The organism is Aquimarina sp. ERC-38, from assembly GCF_026222555.1.
Taxonomy (GTDB): domain Bacteria; phylum Bacteroidota; class Bacteroidia; order Flavobacteriales; family Flavobacteriaceae; genus Aquimarina.
Genome location: NZ_CP098511.1, coordinates 4136242 through 4158657 on the forward strand (window position 1 = coordinate 4136242; position 22416 = coordinate 4158657).

The following is a 22416-nucleotide window of genomic DNA, read 5'->3' on the forward strand; positions in this document are numbered from 1 at the left end:
GGATCCTTAAGAGCATGTTTAAACTAAATTTTCGGATAATTTTTTTGTTAAAAAGCTGGATAGTCTAAACTTTGTAGTTGACTAAAACAACAATGTTTATGCAATCTAAATATAACAGATTAACTACCCAGCAATGGGAATATATGGAATTATTTTTACCTAAGAAAACCCGGGGGCATTATAAACTACGGGATATTGTAGACGCTATTTTATGGCAACTCCGTACAGGTACTCAGTGGCGTAACCTCCCGGATAGTTTTCCAAAATGGCAAAGTGTATACTATTACTTTCGCAAATGGCAAAAAGATGGGACACAAGAGAGATTAAATATTGAGCTTAACAAAATGGAGCGGAACCGACAAGGGAAAGAACCAACACCTAGCTTGTTATCCATTGATAGTCAATCCATAAAGTCCGGTCCTTTTACAAGTATGTCAAAAGGGGTTGACGGTAATAAAAAGGTAAATGGCCGTAAACGTCACGTAATTACTGATACGTTAGGTTTAGTTTGGGGGGTTGTTGTAGGGGCTGCCAATGAAGCTGATGGGGTAGTAGCCAACAAAGTTGTGGAACCTTTATTAGGGTACCTGGATAGGATGGAAAAAATAGTAGCTGATCATGCCTACAAAACAATATTTAAGAGGTGGGCTGAAGAAAATGTAATTGGACTTGAGGTAAAGATATCATCAACTCCCCCATCCACAAAAGGTTTTGTTCCCTTGAAGTGGAGATGGGTAACTGAAAGGACTTTCGGTATCTTCAACTTCTTCAGAAGACTCGATAAAGACTATGAAAAAACGAAGGAAAGTCAAGAATCTTGGGTATTATGGCAGAATTGTCAAATCATTCTCAATAGAATAAGGTAATTTATAAGAATCTTATTTAAACATGCTCTAATAACTCCTTGGACACCCTCTACTGTTTTAACTACTGACTTATCTACTCCTCTTTGAATTTGTTGTATATTATCTCCATAAAGACCTGCCCGTGCTCCAATCATAAACCATTCAAATTCCCCTCCTTCTAAATCAATACCTTCTATTAATCTATTTTCACTTATAGCATAAGTTGAGTTCCATGGATATGATTTAAATAATGGATCAGAAGACATAAACCTATTAATCCTAGGATCGTACATCCTTAAAGAGAAGTTTACACTATTCCCTTCCCCTTTAATTTCATCGTCCATCTCTTGACCTTGGAAGCCGTATCTATAATCTGAAGAGTTTCCGTGCCTACCAGGTAAGAGCATCCCGCCGGGATAGTAGTCATTATAAGCTACTACATCGGGAAGGTAATTCCCATCGTTACCTACTATCTTCCTGTCAGTTACAACAGAAAGGACATTGCCCAGGTGGTTGGTAAGAGCGTAACACCTATACAACCTATTTTGCTCTATGCCAACTTGTTGTAACAACCCTTTTTTTAAGTTTATCAATCCATCCCAAGATACCCTTTTTCCACTGAAAAATAAAAACTGGTTTTTGTTTTCAGTTTTCAGTTTTGATTTGGATTTGGATTTGGTTTTTCATTTTGATTTTAGTTAAGGGGATGATAGTCCAATAGTCCTTTACGCAACTCCTCATAGGTGTGGGCTTTATACTTTTCAGTAGCGTTGATATGACGGTGACCCGCCAGGTACTGCGCCCTTCGTAAGCCTTTGGTTTTTATCCAGGCTACAATCCTACTGGCCCGAAGGTGCCTAAAATCTAAAAAAGCAAGCTCACTACCTTTGGTCAGTTCTGTAAGTTGATTGTTGATCTTATGTAGGTGGCTAGGGTAGTCTATAATACGATCCTGACCGGTAGCAAAAAGTTCTAATAAACTTACAATCTGTACCGTATCCAGGGGAAGGATACGGGAAGCTGCACTTTTACTAGCTTGTAATTCTACCCTTCCCTTTCGAAGGTCAAAGTCAGTCCTTCGAAGGCGTAAGACTTCCCCAAAGTGCAAGCCCTGACAGGTAAAAAAGCTAAGGGCTAGAAAGCGGGCTTTGAGCATCTTATCGTAGTCCGGAAAAAAGTAAAGTTCTCTGTTATTGGGCTTATAACTTTGCAGATAGTTGTAATACAACTCGCAGAGTTCCCCCAGTTGTACGTCAGTAAAAACGGGGCGCAACTGCTTTTTTCTTATGCCCCTGATTTTAATAAGAGAAGCAATGTTTTTTAGTTCTTTAAACTCCGAGGCGTAGGCGTAGTAATTTTTGAGCATGCCCAGTATCTGATTTGTGGTCACATTACTTAGTCCCCGCTGTTTTTGTAAGTATTTTAGATAGGCCAATAACTCTTTTTTATTAGCGGTTTCTTTTAGGGTATGGTACCGCTCTAAAAAAGTTTCATACTTTGTAACTTCTCTCTCATGGCGGGCAATAACCCCGGGGGTCATTCCTTTGGATTGTAAATAGTCTGTAAAGTTCATTTTATCTAGTCTCTGTTAATAATATGGGTGTAAATCTGCGTAGAAGTAAGCCCGCTATGGCCTAAAAACTGGCTGATCTGTTCAATAGGCATCCCGTTATCCAATAAATGCGTAGCAATTGAGTGGCGCAAAGTATGCAGGCTAATATTTTTATTTTTCAGGGGACTATCATCCAGGGTTTTCTGAAGTAGTGGCAGCACTTGCCCAATGGCCGTAGCACCAAAGGGATATAGGTAGCTCGTTCTTCGTCCCGGCAAATGCCGGCGGTAATCATAGATGTATTCGGTAAAACTCCGGACTAAATTCTTACTAATCGGTACAAATCTATCTTTATAGTTCTTGCCTTGTCTTACGTGGAGTACCCCCCGGTCTAAATCGATGTCTTTTTCCTTTAGGTGTAGGGCTTCTGATCTTCGAAGCCCGCAACCATAACAAAGGTTGAGTACCAGTTCCAGGGTCTTTTGCCGGGCTTCCCTGCGGATGCCGTAAAACCGGTAACTAAAAGTGTCGCTGATCGCCCCGTATAAGTGTTTTATTTCTTGTTGTGATAAAACGCTTATTTCTTTAAGTGGGATATTCTCTACACTGTAGTTAAGCGGGACGGGGGCATCTTCCATCCCCAGGGCGTGCAAACATTCCAGTAGCTTATCGATTGCCAGGAAGTTCCGGTTCAGGTGTGCATTGCTAAAAGCCCTTTTTGTACGTACCCCGGTAGCTGATTTTAAGTGTTTGTAATATCCCCAAACGTGCTTTTCTTTGAGTTGGGTTATTTCGTTTAACCCAGTTTCTTTCTGCAGGTAAGTAAAAAAATAATGTACAAAACGGGTGTAATCGTATACGCTTGATCCGGCATGGCAAAGGGTAGTTAAATAACTACGGTAGCTCGCCAGGGTTCCTTTAAAATTCTGGTGCATCGTTTCTAGTAAATTTTAGGTGGTAAATTATTAAGTAGTACTTCTAAAGCCCGCGCCACGGCAATCCAGCGCCCTCATTCTTGCGGGCTTTCTCTGTATTGCCGTGGCTCCTAATGCCTCGGTATGTTACATAATCCGGGGTTATAATACATTCCCTAACCCCGATAGCTATCGGGGCCAACGCGCCGCCCCCTGTAAGTTATAACCAGGTTTATGTAAAATACTCCCTGCCACTGCCCGCCAGCCAACGCGCCCCACCCACGCTAACGCTCGAACCCGGAACTATAAATTTGACTTCTAACAGACGATTTTTCCGGAAGATATATTAATATTATAAGTAGTAAAAACAGTCGTAGAACCGACCTGGTGGGCTTCGGGAAGATTTTATGTCATATTTTATCATTTTATGACCTCCTGAACCACAATCAGGCGCTCTTACTCAGCCGTGACGCTCATTCGGCGCTTAGCCTAGCACTTCAAAAGTAAAACAGCCTTTAGGCTATTTCACTTTTAAAGTGGTTTTTTATAGACAGTTAATTAATTACTATCATCTTTGTAAAGATTAAATATTAACTATATTTTTGCATACTATAATTATCATTCTTATAAGTACTTGATGAGCGATATACCACACATAATTAAATATATGGGATCAAAGCGTAGTATTTTGAACTTCGTGGTAAATACTATTGATGATGCTACAGAAGAGAACAACAAGCGTATTTATGATCTTTTTGGGGGATCTGCTGTTGTTTCCGGATCTTTTAGGAATAAAATTGCTGTTACTTGTAATGATATTCAGTCTTATACAGCAATTCTAGCAGGAACTTATCTTAACAATTATAATTGGAGTAAATATGATGACAATATTTTAGATAAAATAGTGAAGGAGGCAACTAATAAAGTTTTGACCTTTAAAAAAAAGTATTATGATTTTAACTTCAACTATGATGATTCTATATCATACAAAGAGATGTTAGATCTTGAGAAGCAACAACAAAAGTTATTAACCCTTTCTTTTAATGGTCTTGATCATCTCTTCGTTAAAAATTTCAGTGGAACTTATTGGTCATATGATCAATGTGTGTGGATAGATGCTATATCTTCAGTTGCAAGGTCTAGTGATTACAAAGATTCTTTTCTTTTTAATATTATTATGTCATCTTTGATGTTTGCTATGGCATATACTACCCAAAGTACTGGTCATTATGCACAATATCGTGACATTACAAAAGATAATCTTAGTGATATTCTTTTTTATAGAAAAAAGAATATTCTACCACTATTTAAACAAAAATTTAGTTCTTTGAAAGAGATTTACAATGGATCAAACAATTCTGATTTTGATCATAAATTTACAAATCTTGATTATGGAGAACTATTAAAGGATATTGAAGAAAACTCTATTGTTTATGCTGATCCTCCCTATCAATTTGTACATTATAGCAGGTTTTACCATGCTTTAGAGACTCTTGTAAAGTATGATTATCCTGAAGTAAAATTTAAAGGTAGATATAGAACAGATAGACATCAATCACCTTTTTGTATTAAAACTAAAGTAAAAAATGCATTTTCTTCTATGTTTCAAAGTGTATTTGATAAACGAAGCACTCTAGTTTTAAGTTATAGTGATACAGGAATGATAACACTTGATGATTTAATAAATTTAGCTGGAACACACTTTAGAGGTTATATTATATCGATAAAACAAATTGATTACAAGCATAGTACAATGGGAAGACAAAAAGACAAAAATAGAGACGTTAAGGAAGCTCTATTGGTTTGTAAAGCCCCAGTTTAATTTATAAATTAGGATCATACAAGTTTTGAGAGATTCCAAAAACAAGTATAGGACAACCCCCAGCACCACCACCTATTATACGAGGTAACAATTTTGCCATATGCGTTGTAGAAGATCCATAGGATTTTCCCTTATCCAGACTTTTAAAAATCTTTTGTAAATCAGTACATCTAGTAATTATAATAGCAAGACTTATAGCATCTCTATCATATAACAGTCTAAAATTATTAAGATCACGATCATAAAAAGGATCTTTATTGTTCCATTCTACATCTAGAGCTACGCGATTTTTATAACAGTCTATTTTATGAGTTGGTGTATGTTTATCTTCTTCATCAACAGTTATTTTTGTTTTAAAATCATGTTCTTCCCACCCTCTTGTATATAAAAAAGAATCAAATGCATCTGCAATTGGACTTTTTCTACCCCCAGGGGTTAAAATAGCGGTTTTTTTTAAAGTAAATGATCGTAAGACATCAATAACGTCAACATATTCTTCTTCAAAATCTTGTTGTAATATTGCTATTGCATGCTTAAACTCATGCACCTCATATTTTTTTGTTATATCAATTGGTAGATTGTCTAATGCCATTTTTAAAAAAGGTTTTTGATTTCAATTTCAAGTGCTTTGGCTATTTTGTCAATATTGATAAGAGTAATATTTTTCTCTGCCCTTTCAATCATACCTATATAAGTCCTATGTAATTTTGCTTTATCTGCTAATTCTTCTTGGGAGATTTTCTTTTGTTTTCTAAGTTCTCTAATTTTATTTCCAAACTGTTTTAGTATGTGTGAACCTGGCTCCATTGCTAACTTTAGTATGTACAAATCTAACTTTAGTTAATTTCTCTTACTACATACTAAAGTTAGCATTTTGAAGCTTTTATTATCGCTATGTTACTTTTTATTAACGGATAGATTTTTTTATTTAGCTTAAAGTTGAAGTGCGCAAAGGCTTGGTGTGGCTGATACTTCAGCTTTAAGCTAAATCTAGCCCTAGTGGCGATTGAACGTCGCGTATGAGTAAGAAAAAGCTGCGTGCAACGCCCCAATAAGGCGGAGCCGACGCGAAGAACGAGCGGAAGCCGTGGGCAAGTAAGTGCGCCTAGCACGGTTGCACGCGTGAGAGAACAGGTTTTTTACCTTTTATTTCTTTTTACCCGTCCGTTAGGCGGGCAGTTGAAAACAAAAAACCTGTTCCCGTCTGCAGCGAGTAAGCGGCGGAGCCAGATAAGTGTGGAGGGATGTTTTGTGGCGCGTGTTTTTTTTAGTAAAACCGTGATCACAAAACAGACCGGGAACACGACGAGGGGCAGCTAGGCGGTGGGGGACATAGCTTTTTTTAAGCGACCGTAGGAAGTGTAAAAAAGTATGGCCATAGGAAGGGATGACCCGAGACCATTGACAGCCAACAGGCACCCGGAGCGATAGCGCAGTAGCCTGTGCTACTTAAACACTCCCCGCCAAAGCGGGGTATCATTTTATAACTTTCTTTTTAAACAAACTATTTTCCACAATGATTATTATAAAAAACCCCTATTTCCTCTAGCCCATTTCTTAATCTTAGTCTTTTATCTTTTAAAGCTTCAAGTAATTGATTACAATCTGAAAAATAATCATATACCCTTCTTTTGAACTCACCCAATACTGCATCGTAGGCACCTATGTATGTTACTTTATCTTCATTAGGTTTTCTAACGTAATACTGTATTGCAGAACCATAGTAAGTCATTCCACCAGCACCCGCAGAACTAAATGAATAACTTGAACCGTAAACGTTCAAATGTTCACCTTCAACTATCTTTTTAACATGTACATACTTTTCACTCTCTCTCGTTTGAAAAAAGTGTAAAGTCTCTACATTAGTAAATGCTGAATCCCATCTTTTAATAGTTCTAATCTCTGAAAAATCAATTTTCTTAGGTTTATCTTTTGAGTTAAGTAGTTTGTATTTTAAAGTCTTTAACTTAAGTTTACCTTTAATAGAACTTATCGTATCTCCATTTTCTAATACTACTTCCATAGATTTATATGGTATAAGCTGAGCTGAACCAATTGAGAAGATAGTAAGAAAAATAATTAATAGTAAGTTTTGTTTCATACGTAGGGTGATATTAGTAGATTGACATTTATGTAAAATATCATTCTGTTTTTAATGATATTTAATAGCTAACAAATTATAAAATTATTTTCATAACAACTTCGATGCGGTTCTGGTAATTTTGGATAGTGCGATTAGTTCATCTTCCGGATAACTAGCAAGAAGTATTTTTGAGAGCCAGAAAACAATGTCTTTTACATCCGTATCTTTTTCTAATTGGCTTAATAGGTTCAGGTTTTCAAGCAAACTTTGTTGCATATAATTTAACTCAACCAGGTCTGTGATTGGGATTTTTAGGTACGTTTCTTCTGTGTTTTGATCTGTTTGTAAAATAGTGGTGATCTCACTCATCTTCATAATTGTAGTTGTTTTAGTTTTACTTGATTTTATTTCGCTTTTGGGTATAAAAAATGCTGATGGTTTTTAAGCATCAGCACTTATCTATGTTTTTCTCTAATTATACTTGTCTTGGAATTCTGGAACGCTAAGCCTTTTTTAATTCATTATCAGACTCTTGACCGTTCCAAAAGCGTTCCATTACTGTTCCTTTGCGTTCCGGATTTATATCGTTCTATTTGATTAGTAAGATGTTCTCTGATCTCCTGGCGTAGTTTTTCAATATTGTCCCAGTAGCAAACCTGGAACTTATGCATATTCCTTGCCCCTATCCCACTTCGGGTTATGTATTCCAGTTCTTGTAGTTCAGTAAAATATCTAAACATCTGGGTTTTACTGATCCTAAAATGTTGCCTTATCTCCCGCATGGTAAACTCGTAGCTTTTACCCTTTTTCTCTACATATTTCTTTAAATCCTCGTAGAACTGCCTCAAAATCCCGTCCAGTTCATCAGTCTTTAATACGATACTATTAAACATCAGTTCGATTGCGATTTCTAAGTCTTGAAGTTCGGTGATTAATAAACCGCTTTCCTGTTGTCGTTGGTATTGATGTAGTAAGGTAATTTGTTCGATATAATCGTGTAGCATCTGAGTTAAACGCCTTCGTTGTTTGGTGGTTTTAGGGAGTTCTAAACGGTAAGGGTTCTTTACCTTGCTGGGCTTTAGCATATAGACTACATTTTGTAGTTCTTGTATGACTTGCTTTTCCTGGTCGTCTGTGATGACTTTACTGGCCTTTTTTGCCATATAGTCTAGTACTTTTTCGGTTTGGGCTTCGCTCTCGTCAATGGCAATTACAAAAACCCGGCTTTCATTATCTTCATAAATCCGGAAGTTAGTAGTAGCTACTAAACTGGCAATTGGACCAAATACGTATTTCTCTCCTGTTGCTATTTCTCCAGTGAGTTCATTTTTTTGGCTAACGCTGCTACTTAGTTTATGATTGCTTTGTAGTTCACGCCAGGCTAGTTCTGCTTCTTCGGTTAGCCCGTCGTAATCCTCTAAAATGATCCCGCAGTTCTGCAGGTCGTATTCTCCGTAATTGTAAAAGCTCTTATCCGTTACCCTTGTAAAGCGTTTGATCTTGTTCTGGTCGTACATACAATCAGCTACTTTTTTAATCAGATGGCTTTTACCACTTCCACTGGTTCCTTGTACCATGGCATTTAAGGTCCTGGGCATTTTTCGGCTTAACAAAATGGTAAACAAAAAAAGGGCGTTCTTTTCTTCTCCTATGATCCCGGTTTGTTGTAATTTCTGGATTAGGGTTTGTTTTAAGTCTTTGGATTGCAGTAGCCTCTTTGCCTGGTCTTGTTCTTTTAAAGTAACACTTCGTAATTCGTAACGTTCTTTCTTTACTTTTTGGGTCTGGTTTTGTTGTTGTAAACGGTAAACTTCTAAATCCCGGGTTACTTTGTCCATGGCTTCCCGGATGGCAATGGTACCCAGTTCGATTTTATCGGCGGTTTTTCTGATCAGCTTTTCTACCTGGTCATCATTATATAAATCTGCGTTGTTCCTACTTGGGGTGCGGTAAGGCTCTTTTACATTATGGATCACCGTGGTTACTTTAAGCTTACTTAAATCTTTTAAATCTACCCTGCCCATGAGTTCTATTTTTACATAACTATCTTCGTATACCGCATGATTTTCCTTGATTTGTAAGGTGGGTGTTTCTTTTAGGGATTTAGATTTTACTTTGAGAGATTGGATTGTTTTTCTTCCTTTGTATAAGTGTTGTAATATTTCCGGCTCATGGGTATCTAGTAAACTATTGATATCCTCGTTTTCTAACATTTCTATCTTGCTCATCGTAATTTGTGGTAAGAGTTTATGTAAATCTTTGGCGTATTTATCAGTAGCGGCTTCCCCGGCGTTATCACCATCCATCCAGAAAATAATTTCCTGTAATTGTTTTAGTTCTTTAATGGTGGTTATATGTTCCGAAGTAATCCCATTTGTACCGTAGGCTGTTAAGACCTGATTTTCCTTTGAGTCAAAAAAATCTGGTAGGCATTGTTGTAGTGTTACTGTATCAATAATACTTTCAGTTATTATAAGCGTTTTAGTTTCCGGATTTGGGTAGTTGGGATATAAGCCCTTTCGATTTGTGGTATAGTAGTGTTTGGATTTTGCATTGTTATAAATGCTCCTTCCATACAAACTTGTAATCTCTCCGTTTTTATTCTTTAGTGGAAAAACAATACAGTATTTCAGTTCGTGATGATCTTTACCTGTATTAAATCCTGCTTCTACCTTTTTATAATCAATATGCCGTCCTTTTAAGTACTCCCGCGCCTTACTGCTTTTACCCAGTTTGTTTTTTAGGTTATCGAAGATTTCAGGGTAATCTTGTTTTATTGATTTTGGCATTGATAAATCAACTATGCTATAATTACTTCCTGAAGCTTTCGACTCTAACCATTTTAAAGCCTGGGGTAATTCCCAACTGTAAAACTTTTTTACCAGGTCAATTACATCCATGCTCCCAGCATCACAGTTTGCACTAAAACAGGTAGCGATCTGTTTTTCCCGGCTAAATTGTAAACTAGGTGTCTTCTCTTTATGGAACGGGCATAAACATTTTTTGCTTTTGTCTAGCTGTAAACCTAGTTCTGTAGCAATATTGATAATATCTACGTTTGCTTTGATTTGTGCGATGTCCATTGTTGATAACTATTTTAATCATCTTATAAGTTCAAAATAAACCATAAAAGACGATTAAAACAAATTACACTACACTTAAGTTATCAACAATAAGACTATATATATTGATTTTATTGAACTTATACGATATTTTTGTGTTAATAAATAACGTTAAAGACGATTTTATGACACTTGGTGAACGTATACAAAAACACAGAAAAGAGTTAGGAATAACACAGTCTGAACTTGCTCGTAAAATCAATATCTCTCATACCCAAATGGCTAGATACGAGATTAAAGATGTACAGCCCCCTGCTAATATCCTCAAAAAATTAGCTGATCTTTTTGGGACTTCTATTGATTATCTTGTTTGTGGTACGGCTAATGAAAAAATTGTAAGTGATATACAGGATGCTAGTATTATCAACGAATTTAAAAAAATTGCTAGTCTCCCTAGCGAAGAAAAAAAAACACTACTAAAAGTAATCTCCGCTTATCTTAGAGACTTCCAAGCTAAAAAAGCGTATGCTTCTTGATCTTAAAAAAATGAACAAAAAAATTATTAAAGGAAGTAAATTGATCAGTCTTATTTTAAGGCATCAACCTGAAAAAATAGGACTAACTTTAGACAATGAAGGTTGGGCTAACGTAGAAGAGTTAATAAGAAAACTAAACAAAAAAAAGTTTAATATTGATCCTGATGATTTGAAAAACATCGTAGAAAATAATGATAAAAAACGTTTTACATTTTCTGATGATTTTACAAAAATAAGAGCTAATCAAGGACATTCTATAAATATTGATTTAAAGCTTGAACCCATAATACCCCCAGAAATTTTATTTCATGGTACAGCAGAAAAAAACATAACTTCTATTTTCAAAAAAGGGTTACTTAAACAAAATAGAAATTATGTTCACTTAAGTACTGATATTGATACAGCTAAAAAAGTTGGTATGCGTTATGGTAAACCTATTGTATTAAAAATTAGTGCTTTGAAAATGCATCAAGAAAACTATAAATTTTATCTTTCTAAAAATAATGTATGGCTTACTGATTTTGTACCCAACAAATTTTTCGAAGATTGATTATTCATCTTCAAAAGAAAACATATCATTTAATGCTTCTTTAAACCAATCATCAAAATTTTCAAACTCTTCTTGTTGTTCCCAACCTTCAGATGCAAAGTCATGGATTATATATATTTTTTCAATACTTTCTGTTTTAGACAAATCCCAACAAGCTACATCGTCACAATCTATTCGTCTAGCGAAAGGAATTAAGTTTCTTTTTGAATATCTCTTTCTTAAATCTTTTCCATATTTATCACTTTGACTTTTAGATAGTATGCGCCAAGGTTCAAAATTCTCTAGATTTAAATCTAATAATCTTTTATATTTCTTTGATATAATCATAAATTAATTTACCCTTTTGGTTTTGGATAATTTGCTCTTGGTTTAGTAGTTGTACCATTAGGATTTTCCGTCCTGAATTTAGCTCCCTGATTATTAATTCTCATTTTAGCGGCTTCTCCATAAGTACTTGGTCTTTGTCCATATTGAGCTTCGAAAGCATCCGCTCTCTCTTTTGGCAGAACATCATCATAATCATATACATTAACTTTAGCATCTATATTAGCATCTTGAGCTGCTGCTAACCTTTTATTATCTAAACTAGTGTACATATTATCTTTCATTCTTACAATATCTATAGCATCTCCATTCCAACCTTTCGTTTTCATGCTTTGAACAATTCTATCGAACTTAGGACCATTCATTGTTTTTTGAGTAAATCTTATTAGTTTAGAATCCACAAACTTAGAAGAACGTGCTATTAACGAGATTTTACCAACTTTTGCTAGTTTATCAAATCCTTTAGCTGTGATAATACCTGTAAAAACATCTGTTGCTATTTCTGTTCTATCTTCTAAACTGCCATTTAAAACTTTATTCGCAGCTTCTGTTATACCAGCACCAAAAGCATCGTTTGTAGCTTTAGTAGATGTACCAAATTTATCGTCAATATATTGTAAAACTTGTTCCCTATCTCCATCAGGTAATCCTCCTAATAAAAAAGTTCCTAAAGTAAAATTTCCGACACCCTTTGCAGTGCCTATTGGATCCTTAATAACTCCTTGGACACCCTCTACTGTTTTAACTACTGACTTATCTACTCCTCTTTGAATTTGTTGTATATTATCTCCATAAAGACCTGCCCGTGCTCCAATCATAAACCATTCAAATTCCCCTCCTTCTAAATCAATACCTTCTATTAATCTATTTTCACTTATAGCATAAGTTGAGTTCCATGGATATGATTTAAATAATGGATCAGAAGACATAAACCTATTAATCCTAGGATCGTACATCCTTAAAGAGAAGTTTACACTATTCCCTTCCCCTTTAATTTCATCGTCCATCTCTTGACCTTGGAAGCCGTATCTATAATCTGAAGAGTTTCCGTGCCTACCAGGTAAGAGCATCCCGCCGGGATAGTAGTCATTATAAGCTACTACATCGGGAAGGTAATTCCCATCGTTACCTACTATCTTCCTGTCAGTTACAACAGAAAGGACATTGCCCAGGTGGTTGGTAAGAGCATAACGTTTATCTCCGGTAGTGTTTGTTATCAAATCAGGGATGATCTTGTTCTCATCAGTAATAGCAATTCTCTTCTCTTCAATTCCTAACTTACTGCTACCATAAAGGTGGTGTTCGGTTAAGTATAAGCCTTGATTGCTTCCTACTGTACCCTCTACGGGTGCTATTTTTGCTAATACATTTGAACCGGATACAATATGAGTATTAGGTTTCCAGGTGATACTAGTTCCTGCCGTATTCATATATTGTACTCCTGTTGAAACTACTACTGGTTCTGTAATAGAACCTATATTAATTGTATTGACAGCTTTATCATCTCGATTTTCTGCAATTAGCTCTCCTTGTATATCCAATTCATTTGGATTTGTAGTAGTAACGCTTCCGTCAGAAAAACTTTCGTAAACCGCCAATGGGTTTCCTTGTGCATCCCTAGCGTATAGGGTGGTTTTATTTTTCGGAATTATGGTTTTGGAAATACGATTTCCTAACCCATCATAACCAAACTGTATCTGAGTACCATCTGTTTTGTTAATTTGCTTTACTTTTCCGTCTACCCTCCACTCGATTTTCAAGCCTTCTGCTTTGTCCTCAACTAATTGCCCTATTTCATCATATACATAATTTTCCGGATTTTGGTTTCCTAAATCATTAAATCCAACTTCACCTAAAGCATCTTTAACATATTCCAACTGGTTAGACCTTTTAGACTCCCCGGTTTGAGGATCCATAACATTTTTATAAGTATAGGCTAATTGATCCATTTCTTTAGTTACACCAGAATTATTTACAGTGGTACGATCTAAGGTAAGTAGATTTCCATTATTATCATAACTGTAAGAACTACTGTAATTTTCTGTAACTCCATTAGCATACCCTTGCATCTCTGTAATGCGGTTAAGTTGGTCATATCCGTATTGATTTACCTGTACTCCGACCATGGATTCATCATCATCTATTAAACTAGTCACCATTTGCCGAATGTTTCCATTATATAAATTTCTACCAGTGGTGTTTGTAGCTGCTTTTGGATTCGAACCAAAAGTAAATGCATTTATTCCAACTACCCCATTTATAGTTTTAAAATCATTTTGATAATAAGCTAAAGAATATCCCATGGCATCTTTAGCAAACGTACTACCTGAAATCCCGTCTTTCCCTAAATCTTCCTGAGATGTTAAGTTTTCCGAATTTACTCCTTTTAACCATCCCTGTAACGTATAAGCATAATCCATACCCTGAACTTTTCGGGTACCCAGTTCTGTTCTGGCCAAAGGGCCATGTGCAAAATACGTATAAGTTGCATCTTCTTCCCATAACTTACCATTGTCCGAAGTTTGCACCTTTACAATACGGTTATCTGCATCATAGGCGTACCAGTGAATAAACTGATCCTGTTTATCTCTTTGGTAAATGACTTTGTTAACATTTCCACTAATCAGGTCATATTGGTATTGAGTACGTTTCATACCAGAAGTAGCATTACTTCCATCTATAGAAAGTTGCCGGTTATGCTGAGTTAGTTCAGAGACATTTCCGTGAATATCGTAAGCATAGAAAATAGCATTTAAGTATTGACTTTCGCGATTTACCTGGATATTATAATCATCATAATAAAAGATAGCTGCAACCCGGTTTCTAGTATTGCTAAGATAACTATTAATACTAGGTACCGTCTCAAAAATAGTCAGCGGGCTATCTAATATAGTATTGTACCTTGTTTTGGTTACTTCAAAACGCTGAACTGCAATGTTATCAGGATAACGTTGTACAATCGTAGCAGGCTGGTTGGGTTGGATTGCATCCGGATTTGGAACGCTCCTCTCAAAAACGACCGGATTTCCAGTATCCTGATTTATTAAAATCCCGGTTTTTTCTATGATTACTAAAGGAACTGTAGGTTGCATTTCACCCGCTTCAATAATTCTTCCCAAGGCATCATAGGATGTATAACTAAAACGGTTATTTATCTTTTGCTTTGCATTTTGCGAAGCAATGATCCTTCCTAAGTGATCATAGGCAAAAACGGTAATACCACCGTCCGGTGTTTTTTGCCAAACTAGCTGGTTTAAGCTGTTATACCGATATTCTGTTAGTAATTCATGATCCGGAAGTAACGTTGGATTCTCTATCACCCCTGGAGTTACTCGATGTTGATTAATTTGTTGGTTTAAATTATTTATTTCTTGATTAGTAAATCGGTCTACCCCTTCAGGAGGTACAGTTTGCAGCAGATTGCCTGCTTGATCGTAGTAATAGAGTGTATATTGATATTCTTTATCATAAAAAGTCATATCAAAGTTTTCTATTGCATTTTCTATTGCTGTATTAGTATAATTCCTAATAAACTCTTCCCTTTTTTGATCTAAAAAGTTTCCATACACATCTCGAGTATAAGCATTTCTAACATTCTGTACAAACTGTTGACAATCCGTTTCATCTGGAACCTCAATGATCAGGTCGCTAAAATCCGTTAGGAATGGACGTGGTACACAAATTTCTTCATTTCCCGGACGGTTTAAATAGTCACTGGTCCAGGCAGACCAGGATAATTCCTGGTCATCTTGAGTATTGTTTATATAGGTTGCATACTCATCGATCAAAGCATTTCTCCCTTTATAAGAAGTACGCATCCCGGGATAGCCGAAATGAAACTCTGTAGCACCAAATCTTCCAATACTCATATAATGTAAATCTTCCGAAGATGTAACATTTAATTTATTAAGGAAGTAGCGATAATCATCAACCAGATATTGTAATGAAGCTTCACAAAAATCACCTTCTAAAACGATATCCGTTTCATTATCTTCATTAGAAATAACTATATTATTAATCGAACTCATAACAGCTATATAGTCTTGATATTTATCTGTACAGCTTACCGGTTCTGGTACCGGTGGGATACAAAATTGTTGATTACAATTTTCAATATTCACAGATAGATGATTTTCTTTTGTATCAGACAATTGGATAGATTTACTTATTGCATTTTGACCTGATGACAATTGTAAACTATTACGGGTCAAATTATTTACTACCTTATCAATCATAGATGGTTTATCCTCTATTTCTAAATTTAATAATTCGCAAAAGAATTTACTACCAGACACTGTTGTACTACTGCTTGTATGAGCAAGAACCCCTATATTCATTGCAACATAGAGACTTTTTGTAAGATTATTAAAATTTAGATATGTTAATTTAGCTAAAGATGTTCCAGTATTTATACCTTCGATATAATCAATTTCTTTTATCTCTTTTATATCTTTAAAATCTAATTCTTGATCAATCAGATGATGAAGATTTTCGGTTGACATTCTTAATCTAATTGAGTTGAATTCTTCACCTTCCACTATGCGTCTATTTTTAAAACCAATTCTGATAAATAGATATGAATAATTGTGTATACCTTCAATAAAATAAAAATAATGTGCTCCTTCTCTACTTATAGGTTTATCAAATAAATGAGTACTAGCTTCATGTAATCTATCTTCAATTCTTAAGGTATAATCGTTTAAAAAGGACTCGACATTATCCAACTTATTCAGATCAACCGGACGTCCTGATACTTCAATCGTTTCACTTATTACATCCTGAAAAATGGATTTCATGTAATTTTCATATAATATTTCTAACTCCGGAGCTAATTCACAGAAATTTACTGGATCAGTAGAATCTATATCTGCAAAAAAATCACAATCAATTGATGTGTTCAAAATTGGATTTCCTTCTCTATTAAAATCATGAAATTGAAGGTTTACTTCTATCTTTTTATTAAATTTTATTTGTTCTCCTACTTTATAAGTTATATAAAATTCAGAGTTTTTATAATCAAGACATATTACTTCGATAATATTAGGGAAATCATTTTGAAATTCAATATCAGCAGATTGAATATCGATTCTATCATAGTTTCCATTAAGAATTAAATAAAATGTAGAACTATTATTGAATTTTCTTACCTCAAGCCCTTCCACTTCAACATTATATGGCGAACTAAACTTTTTTCGTACAAATTCTTGTAATCTTTTTTCTAGCTTTATATCATTAATGAAATTAGAAATTTCAACACTGTTCTGATAGTTTTCTACTCCATCTCCTAAGTAATTATTCTGTTGGAAAGCAAAAGTTAAAAGATTTTTAAAACGGTCTTCAAAAAGTTCTTCATTTTCTGGATTTGTAATACAATCTACTGAATTAGTACATTCATCCGTACTTGGAACATCCTCAAAAAACCCACAATCAAAAGTAGAGAAAGTACCATTATCCGATACCGCAAAAGGATGTAAAACTTTTATAGAATTATCAGTAGATATACCTAAATTATTAGTAAACACTGATGTTCCTTCTGCAAAGGAATCGATTCCTCCAAAGTTATTTTCACTTGTAAATTCAGTTAGGTCTATACATTGAATTTCTTCTACATCTTCCTCTAAGTTAATATCCGTAAGTTTAAAAACTATTTTAATTGGCGACGAATTAATACCAAAAGTAAAAGAAATAGTATCATAAGATAATTCATATGACTTTATAGAACTTTGAAAATTTTCGTCCAGGTTACTATTATCTCGTTTAAACCTTTCTAATAATTCAACTTCTTTCATAAACGTATCCATTAAATCATATATTATCCGTTCATCTTCATTTCTTATGATAGCATTTACTATTTCTAATAGATGTTCTTCATAGAGTTCTTCTACATTGTTATTTTCCGGACATGCAGGTATAGGATCACCGCATTCTACAATTTCTTCGCCAACATACAAATTATTAATATCACCACAGCAGTTTAAGTTAATCAACTTACAATTCGTACTATCTGATATATTGGATAAACTAACATTAAATTGTGATTCGGAGAAGATTTCGTTTTGTTCGCAACTTTGAAAAATTTTTCCGGTTTGTGCATTTATTCTGAATCCGGTATCCATAGATACAATCGTTACACGTTGTCCGGTTATCCTACCTTCTTTATTAAATTCATATTGCAATCCAAAACCGGTAAATACGCGAACACCGGATTCAGGCAATTCTTCTTCTAATCTTAATGTTACCAGATTGTTTGATCCGTTAGCAACCAATAAATATTCTCCACCTCCTTGACTTAGCCAGGTTATATTATTATATGCACTAAAAAAAGTAGCTAAATACGTATTTTGATAGTACGGTTTAGCATCCAGAATACCTGAACCGGATAACATTCCGTCATTTTTTAATCCGTTTAACAGCTCTAACATTCCATTACGGAAGCGAGCAGGTTTGTTACAATTTGCATCTGCATTAGTTCCGGCATCGTGTAGGTATTCTCCAATAGTATCTTCAGTAGTAATACTGCAATCAGATAAGCGGGCTTCGCTACTACCACTCATCAGTACTTCAATTCGTTTATCCGTATTATTAGCATCTTGTATCTCAGCAACTAAGATATATTCAAACTGCTCGTCTTTTTCCTGATTTGATGCCTTTATGTTCTTTAATTTTTTAACTGTCCATTGAGAACCGTAGTTACTCCAGGAATAGGTATCACTTTCTATAGTAATTCTGGTAGGAAATTCTCCAATAACTTCTCCCCCCTGATAAAAAGTAAATTCTAAGCTCTGGCCACTGGCATTAGCTTCAATTTCTACCGGATCACTAATCTCTTCTGTAGGACGTACACCACCTAGATCAACAAGCAGTCCCTGGCTCAAATAATTACCTGTAAATTCTTCTTTTAGAAACGTATTATTTTGATGGTTAAAGAAATAATATTGTAAAAACAACTCTAGATCCCTGGCTTTAGGACAAACCCCAGTTTCTTTAAAATATCCGGCATCCGTTAATCTCTTCATATCTTCATAAATATCCCGATTGCTGTCTCCGGAATTAAACAACACATCAGAAGGTTTAAAGCGTTGTTCTTTTTGCTCATATAATGCCTTGTTTTCATCACAAATATTATCTCTCTGGTTTGTGATCAATTGATCAATACTACTTCTAGACGATGCGCTATAATCTGAAATTACCGTTAAAATATCCGTTGGAGGCTCTTTATCTCCTATACAACCGTTATAACAACCATTATTTAGGGCGTATATATTAGCAAACAGAGATTGTACGGTCTGTTTAATAGTTAAGTAATTAGCTTTATACGTATTCCAGAATTGATTACGTTCTGGCTTACCAAGCAAACTTTCCAGGTTTGCCGTAGAACTAAAATCTTGATCACAAGTAGTTACGCTGCTACATACTATGGTTGCATAAGATGTTGATATCAAATTTTTACCACTTCCATTATAATTATCATTTAAAGCTTCATTTATAATTAGTTTATGATGGGCTGTATTTAAAAGTGCTACATTATTACTATAAAAAGGGTCATTAGTAGCAATGGCATTAGAAATTAACCCAGCTAATTTTGCTTCTTCATAGGTTTGAATTGAGTTTAAATACGCATCATACCCATCAGAATTCATGATTGTTCCGGAAACAGGTGCAGTCTGAGCACATGAGGCATTTGCCAGTTCCAGGTAGCAATATTCCGGATGGTATTGAAGCAAAGATTCTGACCACTGTGGTTGCCAAATATCCTTACTTAAAAAATCACTCACATTTGCCAAGTATTGAGGTTCAGCATATACAAACTCTGTATCTCCCGTAATTTCGCGGATAAGCGTACCTTCTTCAAGCGGAGGGTCATATGTAATTTCTCTACTGAAAACTACTCCATTCTCATTAGTATCTGTAGTAATGGTTTGTTTTACTTTAATATAAGATATTGTACCATCTTCATTATAATAGTGTCCGGAAGTAAATAGACCTTTATCAGAAATTATTCCATCTCTTTGAATATGTGCAGGATTTTTCCAGCTATTGTACAAATTATCCGTAGTTTTTGCAGATAATAATATATTTTTATCGTTAAAAATACTTAAGCGAGCGTCATTATCAGAGGTACTATTTGTATTAGAGGCATTATTTTCATCATCAAAAGTGTTAGCTGTGTATGCCCCGTATTGTCCTAAAGGTTGCATATCGGATAATAATACTTCTTTAGCTGTACTACAAGAAATTGAAGAAGCAATCAGGTCTTTTGACTCAGTACTGGTTGTCACTTGATCTTTATCTATACAAGGTTCTTTACAAGCCCGGATTAATGCCTGCCATTGTTCAGAAAGTGTCAAGCGCAAGCGATTTTCTTCATCATTTTGTTCAGAAGTTGATAAATGATTCCATTGAGTTCGGTCGAAATTGTCAAACTGGGTTTCGATAAATCCGGCCTCGTTACCAAATTCTTCTTTTAATCCGTTTTCACAATCTGCACAGGTTATAAAACACCCTTCAAAAGTAAGTGGAGGTAACGGATATACTTCCGTAGGATCTACATAACAGTCGCTATTTGCATTCTGTAATTCCTCTACGTACGCTTCGGCATATTCTAAAACTTTTTCAGTATTTACTTTAAGATCCTTAGAAATTGTGATACTTCCCGGTTTGATACGTGCAGAAAAATCAGGAGCAGCGTATGCGCCCCTCAGGTCATCCAGGTCTATTGTGGTTGAAATTTTATCCACCAGATTTTGATTTGAATCCAGTAATACTGTTTGACCATCAGTATCCTTTACACTAACTGAGAAGTCATAAACCAAAGGATACTGTAAGGTATTACCATCTTCACATACTATAGAATAATTAGGATCATTTTTCAGGTTATAGGAAAAAATATATTCATCTTCAAAAGCTGAAGTTTTTGTACCGGCATAACGTAATAAATTAGATATTGGCCCTAATTCCTGATTTGCCAGCTTTATATTTTTATCCTGATTGGTATCCTTTGCAGTTACTGCTTGTTTGTTTAACAGGTCTATTGTCAGGTTTTCATGCCTGGCAGTTCCATCAGGATTTACTGCCTGATTATTTGCATCAGGTAATTCCTGTAAGTTTTCCGGAGTAATACCACTGAGTGCCGTAGCAATGGTTCTTCCTTGCGGATCGATATAACTAATACTTATTTGCTTATTAGGGTCTACCACAGTATTTTTTTTGTAATGCACTGCATTTCCCACACTATACCCAAATAAACGATTTAACTCAATTTGATCGGGAGTTCCGTAGTAATATTTCATTTCGTGACCAGTCCCTAATTGATGTGTTGGCCCTACCCCGCCTTTTCTACGAATACGCCCTGTATTATCCGGCATATATTCTATCTGAGAATAAGGAAATCCCTGAGCACTAGGTATTCTATCTCTAAAAGATGAAGCTATATCATTATTTACGGAATAATACTTTGATGCCCCGTTAATACTATCTAAGGCTTTCTGACCTGTAAATTCGTCAATTTTATTTTGTAAATCCGTATCAAAGTCTGTATAATCTATAATCTCACTGTTGGACGCTGCTATAGTCAAATCCGACTTATAATTAAGGCTTTTGTCTTTAACCGGCACCGGAAGCACTTCTATGGCAGGCCGGCCCTGCGCATCATAAATTACTTCTCCGGCAATACTATTATCATCACTATTAATTCTGGTTACCGTTTGCCGGTTACGTAAGGTACCATCAAAATAACTTACGACTTCTTTCTTTTTTCCTCCTTCGGCAAAGCTTGCCTGAAACTGCCAGTTTTTAAACTGTTCTTTATTGGTAAGAATCTGATATACATTAGGCCAGTCTGCCACCGTATTCTTTTGATTCACACCGCTGCTCCATGAACCAAACTGGTAACGGGAAGTGTCTGAGGTAAATTTTCCTACGGCTCGTACTCTATAAACTATAAATCCTTGATCATAAATTAAAGGGATAGAAAAACTAGTTTGATCTGTCTCAATTCTAGAGTTATTTCTAGCATACGTAGATTCAGAAAGGTTCACTTGATTAGCTTCTAAAGTTTTTGAAGTATCCTCAGCAAAATTATCTATCCAGGTCCATTCTACCTGGTAGTTGATTGCTCCTTCTTTCTGATCCCAGCTTAGGATTAATTCATTTTTATCATCAACAAAGAAATTTGAAATTCCTGGTTTTGATGTATCCAATTTTGTATATAAATCAAAATCAGGTTGTAATGTAAGCTTCACATTATCCGGAATGGTGTTTGCATTCACCTGACCTGTTATTAAGTTTTTATAATTACCTGAAATTAGCTTAATCTGGACACCTACCGTATTTGGTACAATATGAGAGGCTTCTATTACTTCGTTACTTCCGTTATCCTGTAATTTATTATAAACCACTTTCAGAGTACGTTGATACTTTTTATCTTCTTCAAAATTACCCTTACGATTACGGGGGATTACTTCAAAAGTTATTTCATATTCAAACCAATCTGCTGTTAAACCTTCCTGTAATAGTTGAAGTGTAATCAGGGTTTGAACATTTTTCCTGTTTAGCACGTCTTCACTGTAGAAAGAAATATCCGGAGCAAAAGAGATAGTTTCATTACTGCTTATGTAATTTTGAATCTCCGTATTACTAAACTCAAGGCTAGCTTGTGATTGTAAGGTAAAAGATAATCCTAAAATTAAAATACTTATTATCGTATGTATTGCATTTTTCATAAAATAA

Annotated in this window: 14 protein-coding genes; 4 read left to right on the top strand and 10 right to left on the bottom strand. The window is 35.2% G+C overall.

The window, feature by feature from the left end; genetic code table 11:
* Positions 1-98 precede the first annotated feature (98 nt).
* Positions 99-866: an IS5 family transposase gene (locus NBT05_RS17215; RefSeq protein ID WP_265770084.1), complete on the top strand. Its 768-nt coding sequence runs from the start codon at positions 99-101 to the stop codon at positions 864-866.
* On the opposite strand, the gene NBT05_RS17220 is transcribed toward NBT05_RS17215, so the two are convergent.
* The 3 genes from NBT05_RS17220 to NBT05_RS17230 form a co-directional block, all read right to left on the bottom strand.
* Positions 839-1417: an RHS repeat domain-containing protein gene (locus NBT05_RS17220; protein WP_265771142.1), complete on the bottom strand. Its 579-nt coding sequence runs from the start codon at positions 1415-1417 to the stop codon at positions 839-841. The two genes, NBT05_RS17215 and NBT05_RS17220, sit on opposite strands and share 28 nt — an antisense overlap.
* 122 nt (positions 1418-1539) lie before the next feature.
* Positions 1540-2418 carry a tyrosine-type recombinase/integrase gene (locus NBT05_RS17225; RefSeq protein WP_265771130.1) on the bottom strand — a complete coding sequence of 293 codons (879 nt, stop codon included), beginning with the start codon at positions 2416-2418 and terminating at the stop codon, positions 1540-1542.
* Positions 2419-2423: 5 nt separating this feature from the next.
* The gene (locus tag NBT05_RS17230; protein ID WP_265771131.1) at positions 2424-3332 is read right to left on the bottom strand and encodes a tyrosine-type recombinase/integrase; all 909 of its coding nucleotides are present in this window, start codon (positions 3330-3332) and stop codon (positions 2424-2426) included.
* Positions 3333-3978: 646 nt separating this feature from the next.
* Between NBT05_RS17230 and NBT05_RS17235 the strand changes: the two genes are divergently transcribed.
* Positions 3979-5133, top strand: a complete 1155-nt coding sequence (locus tag NBT05_RS17235; protein WP_265771132.1) for a DNA adenine methylase — start codon at positions 3979-3981, stop codon at positions 5131-5133.
* A gap of 1 nt (position 5134) precedes the next feature.
* Here NBT05_RS17235 and NBT05_RS17240 read toward each other — a convergent pair whose 3' ends face one another.
* The 5 genes from NBT05_RS17240 to NBT05_RS17260 all read right to left on the bottom strand — a co-directional run bounded on the left by NBT05_RS17240 (position 5135) and on the right by NBT05_RS17260 (position 10299).
* Positions 5135-5725 (bottom strand): BglII/BstYI family type II restriction endonuclease, encoded by a 591-nt coding sequence (locus NBT05_RS17240; RefSeq protein ID WP_265771133.1) that lies wholly within the window; start codon positions 5723-5725, stop codon positions 5135-5137.
* A 2-nt stretch (positions 5726-5727) separates the two neighbouring features.
* Positions 5728-5940: a helix-turn-helix domain-containing protein gene (locus NBT05_RS17245; protein WP_265771134.1), complete on the bottom strand. Its 213-nt coding sequence runs from the start codon at positions 5938-5940 to the stop codon at positions 5728-5730.
* 697 nt (positions 5941-6637) lie between these two features.
* Positions 6638-7234, bottom strand: a complete 597-nt coding sequence (locus NBT05_RS17250) for a hypothetical protein (protein WP_265771135.1) — start codon at positions 7232-7234, stop codon at positions 6638-6640.
* 90 nt (positions 7235-7324) lie between these two features.
* Positions 7325-7591 carry a hypothetical protein gene (locus NBT05_RS17255; protein ID WP_265771136.1) on the bottom strand — a complete coding sequence of 89 codons (267 nt, stop codon included), beginning with the start codon at positions 7589-7591 and terminating at the stop codon, positions 7325-7327.
* Between the two features lie 149 nt (positions 7592-7740).
* Entirely contained in the window at positions 7741-10299 is a 2559-nt protein-coding gene (locus NBT05_RS17260) for a CHC2 zinc finger domain-containing protein (RefSeq protein WP_265771137.1), read from the bottom strand.
* A gap of 164 nt (positions 10300-10463) precedes the next feature.
* Here NBT05_RS17260 and NBT05_RS17265 point away from each other — a divergent pair, with 164 nt between their 5' ends.
* Both NBT05_RS17265 and NBT05_RS17270 read left to right on the top strand, forming a co-directional pair.
* A complete protein-coding gene (locus NBT05_RS17265) occupies positions 10464-10814 on the top strand; it encodes a helix-turn-helix domain-containing protein (protein ID WP_265771138.1) in 351 nt (116 codons plus the stop codon).
* 10 nt (positions 10815-10824) lie between these two features.
* Positions 10825-11364 (top strand): RNA 2'-phosphotransferase, encoded by a 540-nt coding sequence (locus NBT05_RS17270; RefSeq protein ID WP_265771139.1) that lies wholly within the window; start codon positions 10825-10827, stop codon positions 11362-11364.
* Here NBT05_RS17270 and NBT05_RS17275 read toward each other — a convergent pair whose 3' ends face one another.
* The gene (locus NBT05_RS17275) at positions 11365-11691 is read right to left on the bottom strand and encodes an SMI1/KNR4 family protein (RefSeq protein ID WP_265771140.1); all 327 of its coding nucleotides are present in this window, start codon (positions 11689-11691) and stop codon (positions 11365-11367) included.
* A gap of 8 nt (positions 11692-11699) precedes the next feature.
* Positions 11700-22409, bottom strand: a complete 10710-nt coding sequence (locus NBT05_RS17280) for an RHS repeat domain-containing protein (protein ID WP_265771143.1) — start codon at positions 22407-22409, stop codon at positions 11700-11702.
* Between the last annotated feature and the right edge of the window lie 7 nt (positions 22410-22416).

Bases quoted from the DNA above. Each gene is read 5' to 3' on its own strand.
- NBT05_RS17215 (WP_265770084.1), top strand. From the start codon at position 99: ATGCAATCTAAATATAACAGATTAACTACCCAGCAATGGGAATATATG.
- NBT05_RS17225 (WP_265771130.1), bottom strand. From the start codon at position 2,418: ATGAACTTTACAGACTATTTACAATCCAAAGGAATGACCCCCGGGGTT.
- NBT05_RS17230 (WP_265771131.1), bottom strand. From the start codon at position 3,332: ATGCACCAGAATTTTAAAGGAACCCTGGCGAGCTACCGTAGTTATTTA.
- NBT05_RS17235 (WP_265771132.1), top strand. From the start codon at position 3,979: ATGGGATCAAAGCGTAGTATTTTGAACTTCGTGGTAAATACTATTGAT.
- NBT05_RS17240 (WP_265771133.1), bottom strand. From the start codon at position 5,725: ATGGCATTAGACAATCTACCAATTGATATAACAAAAAAATATGAGGTG.
- NBT05_RS17245 (WP_265771134.1), bottom strand. From the start codon at position 5,940: ATGGAGCCAGGTTCACACATACTAAAACAGTTTGGAAATAAAATTAGA.
- NBT05_RS17250 (WP_265771135.1), bottom strand. From the start codon at position 7,234: ATGAAACAAAACTTACTATTAATTATTTTTCTTACTATCTTCTCAATT.
- NBT05_RS17255 (WP_265771136.1), bottom strand. From the start codon at position 7,591: ATGAAGATGAGTGAGATCACCACTATTTTACAAACAGATCAAAACACA.
- NBT05_RS17260 (WP_265771137.1), bottom strand. From the start codon at position 10,299: ATGGACATCGCACAAATCAAAGCAAACGTAGATATTATCAATATTGCT.
- NBT05_RS17265 (WP_265771138.1), top strand. From the start codon at position 10,464: ATGACACTTGGTGAACGTATACAAAAACACAGAAAAGAGTTAGGAATA.
- NBT05_RS17270 (WP_265771139.1), top strand. From the start codon at position 10,825: ATGAACAAAAAAATTATTAAAGGAAGTAAATTGATCAGTCTTATTTTA.
- NBT05_RS17275 (WP_265771140.1), bottom strand. From the start codon at position 11,691: ATGATTATATCAAAGAAATATAAAAGATTATTAGATTTAAATCTAGAG.
- NBT05_RS17280 (WP_265771143.1), bottom strand. From the start codon at position 22,409: ATGAAAAATGCAATACATACGATAATAAGTATTTTAATTTTAGGATTA.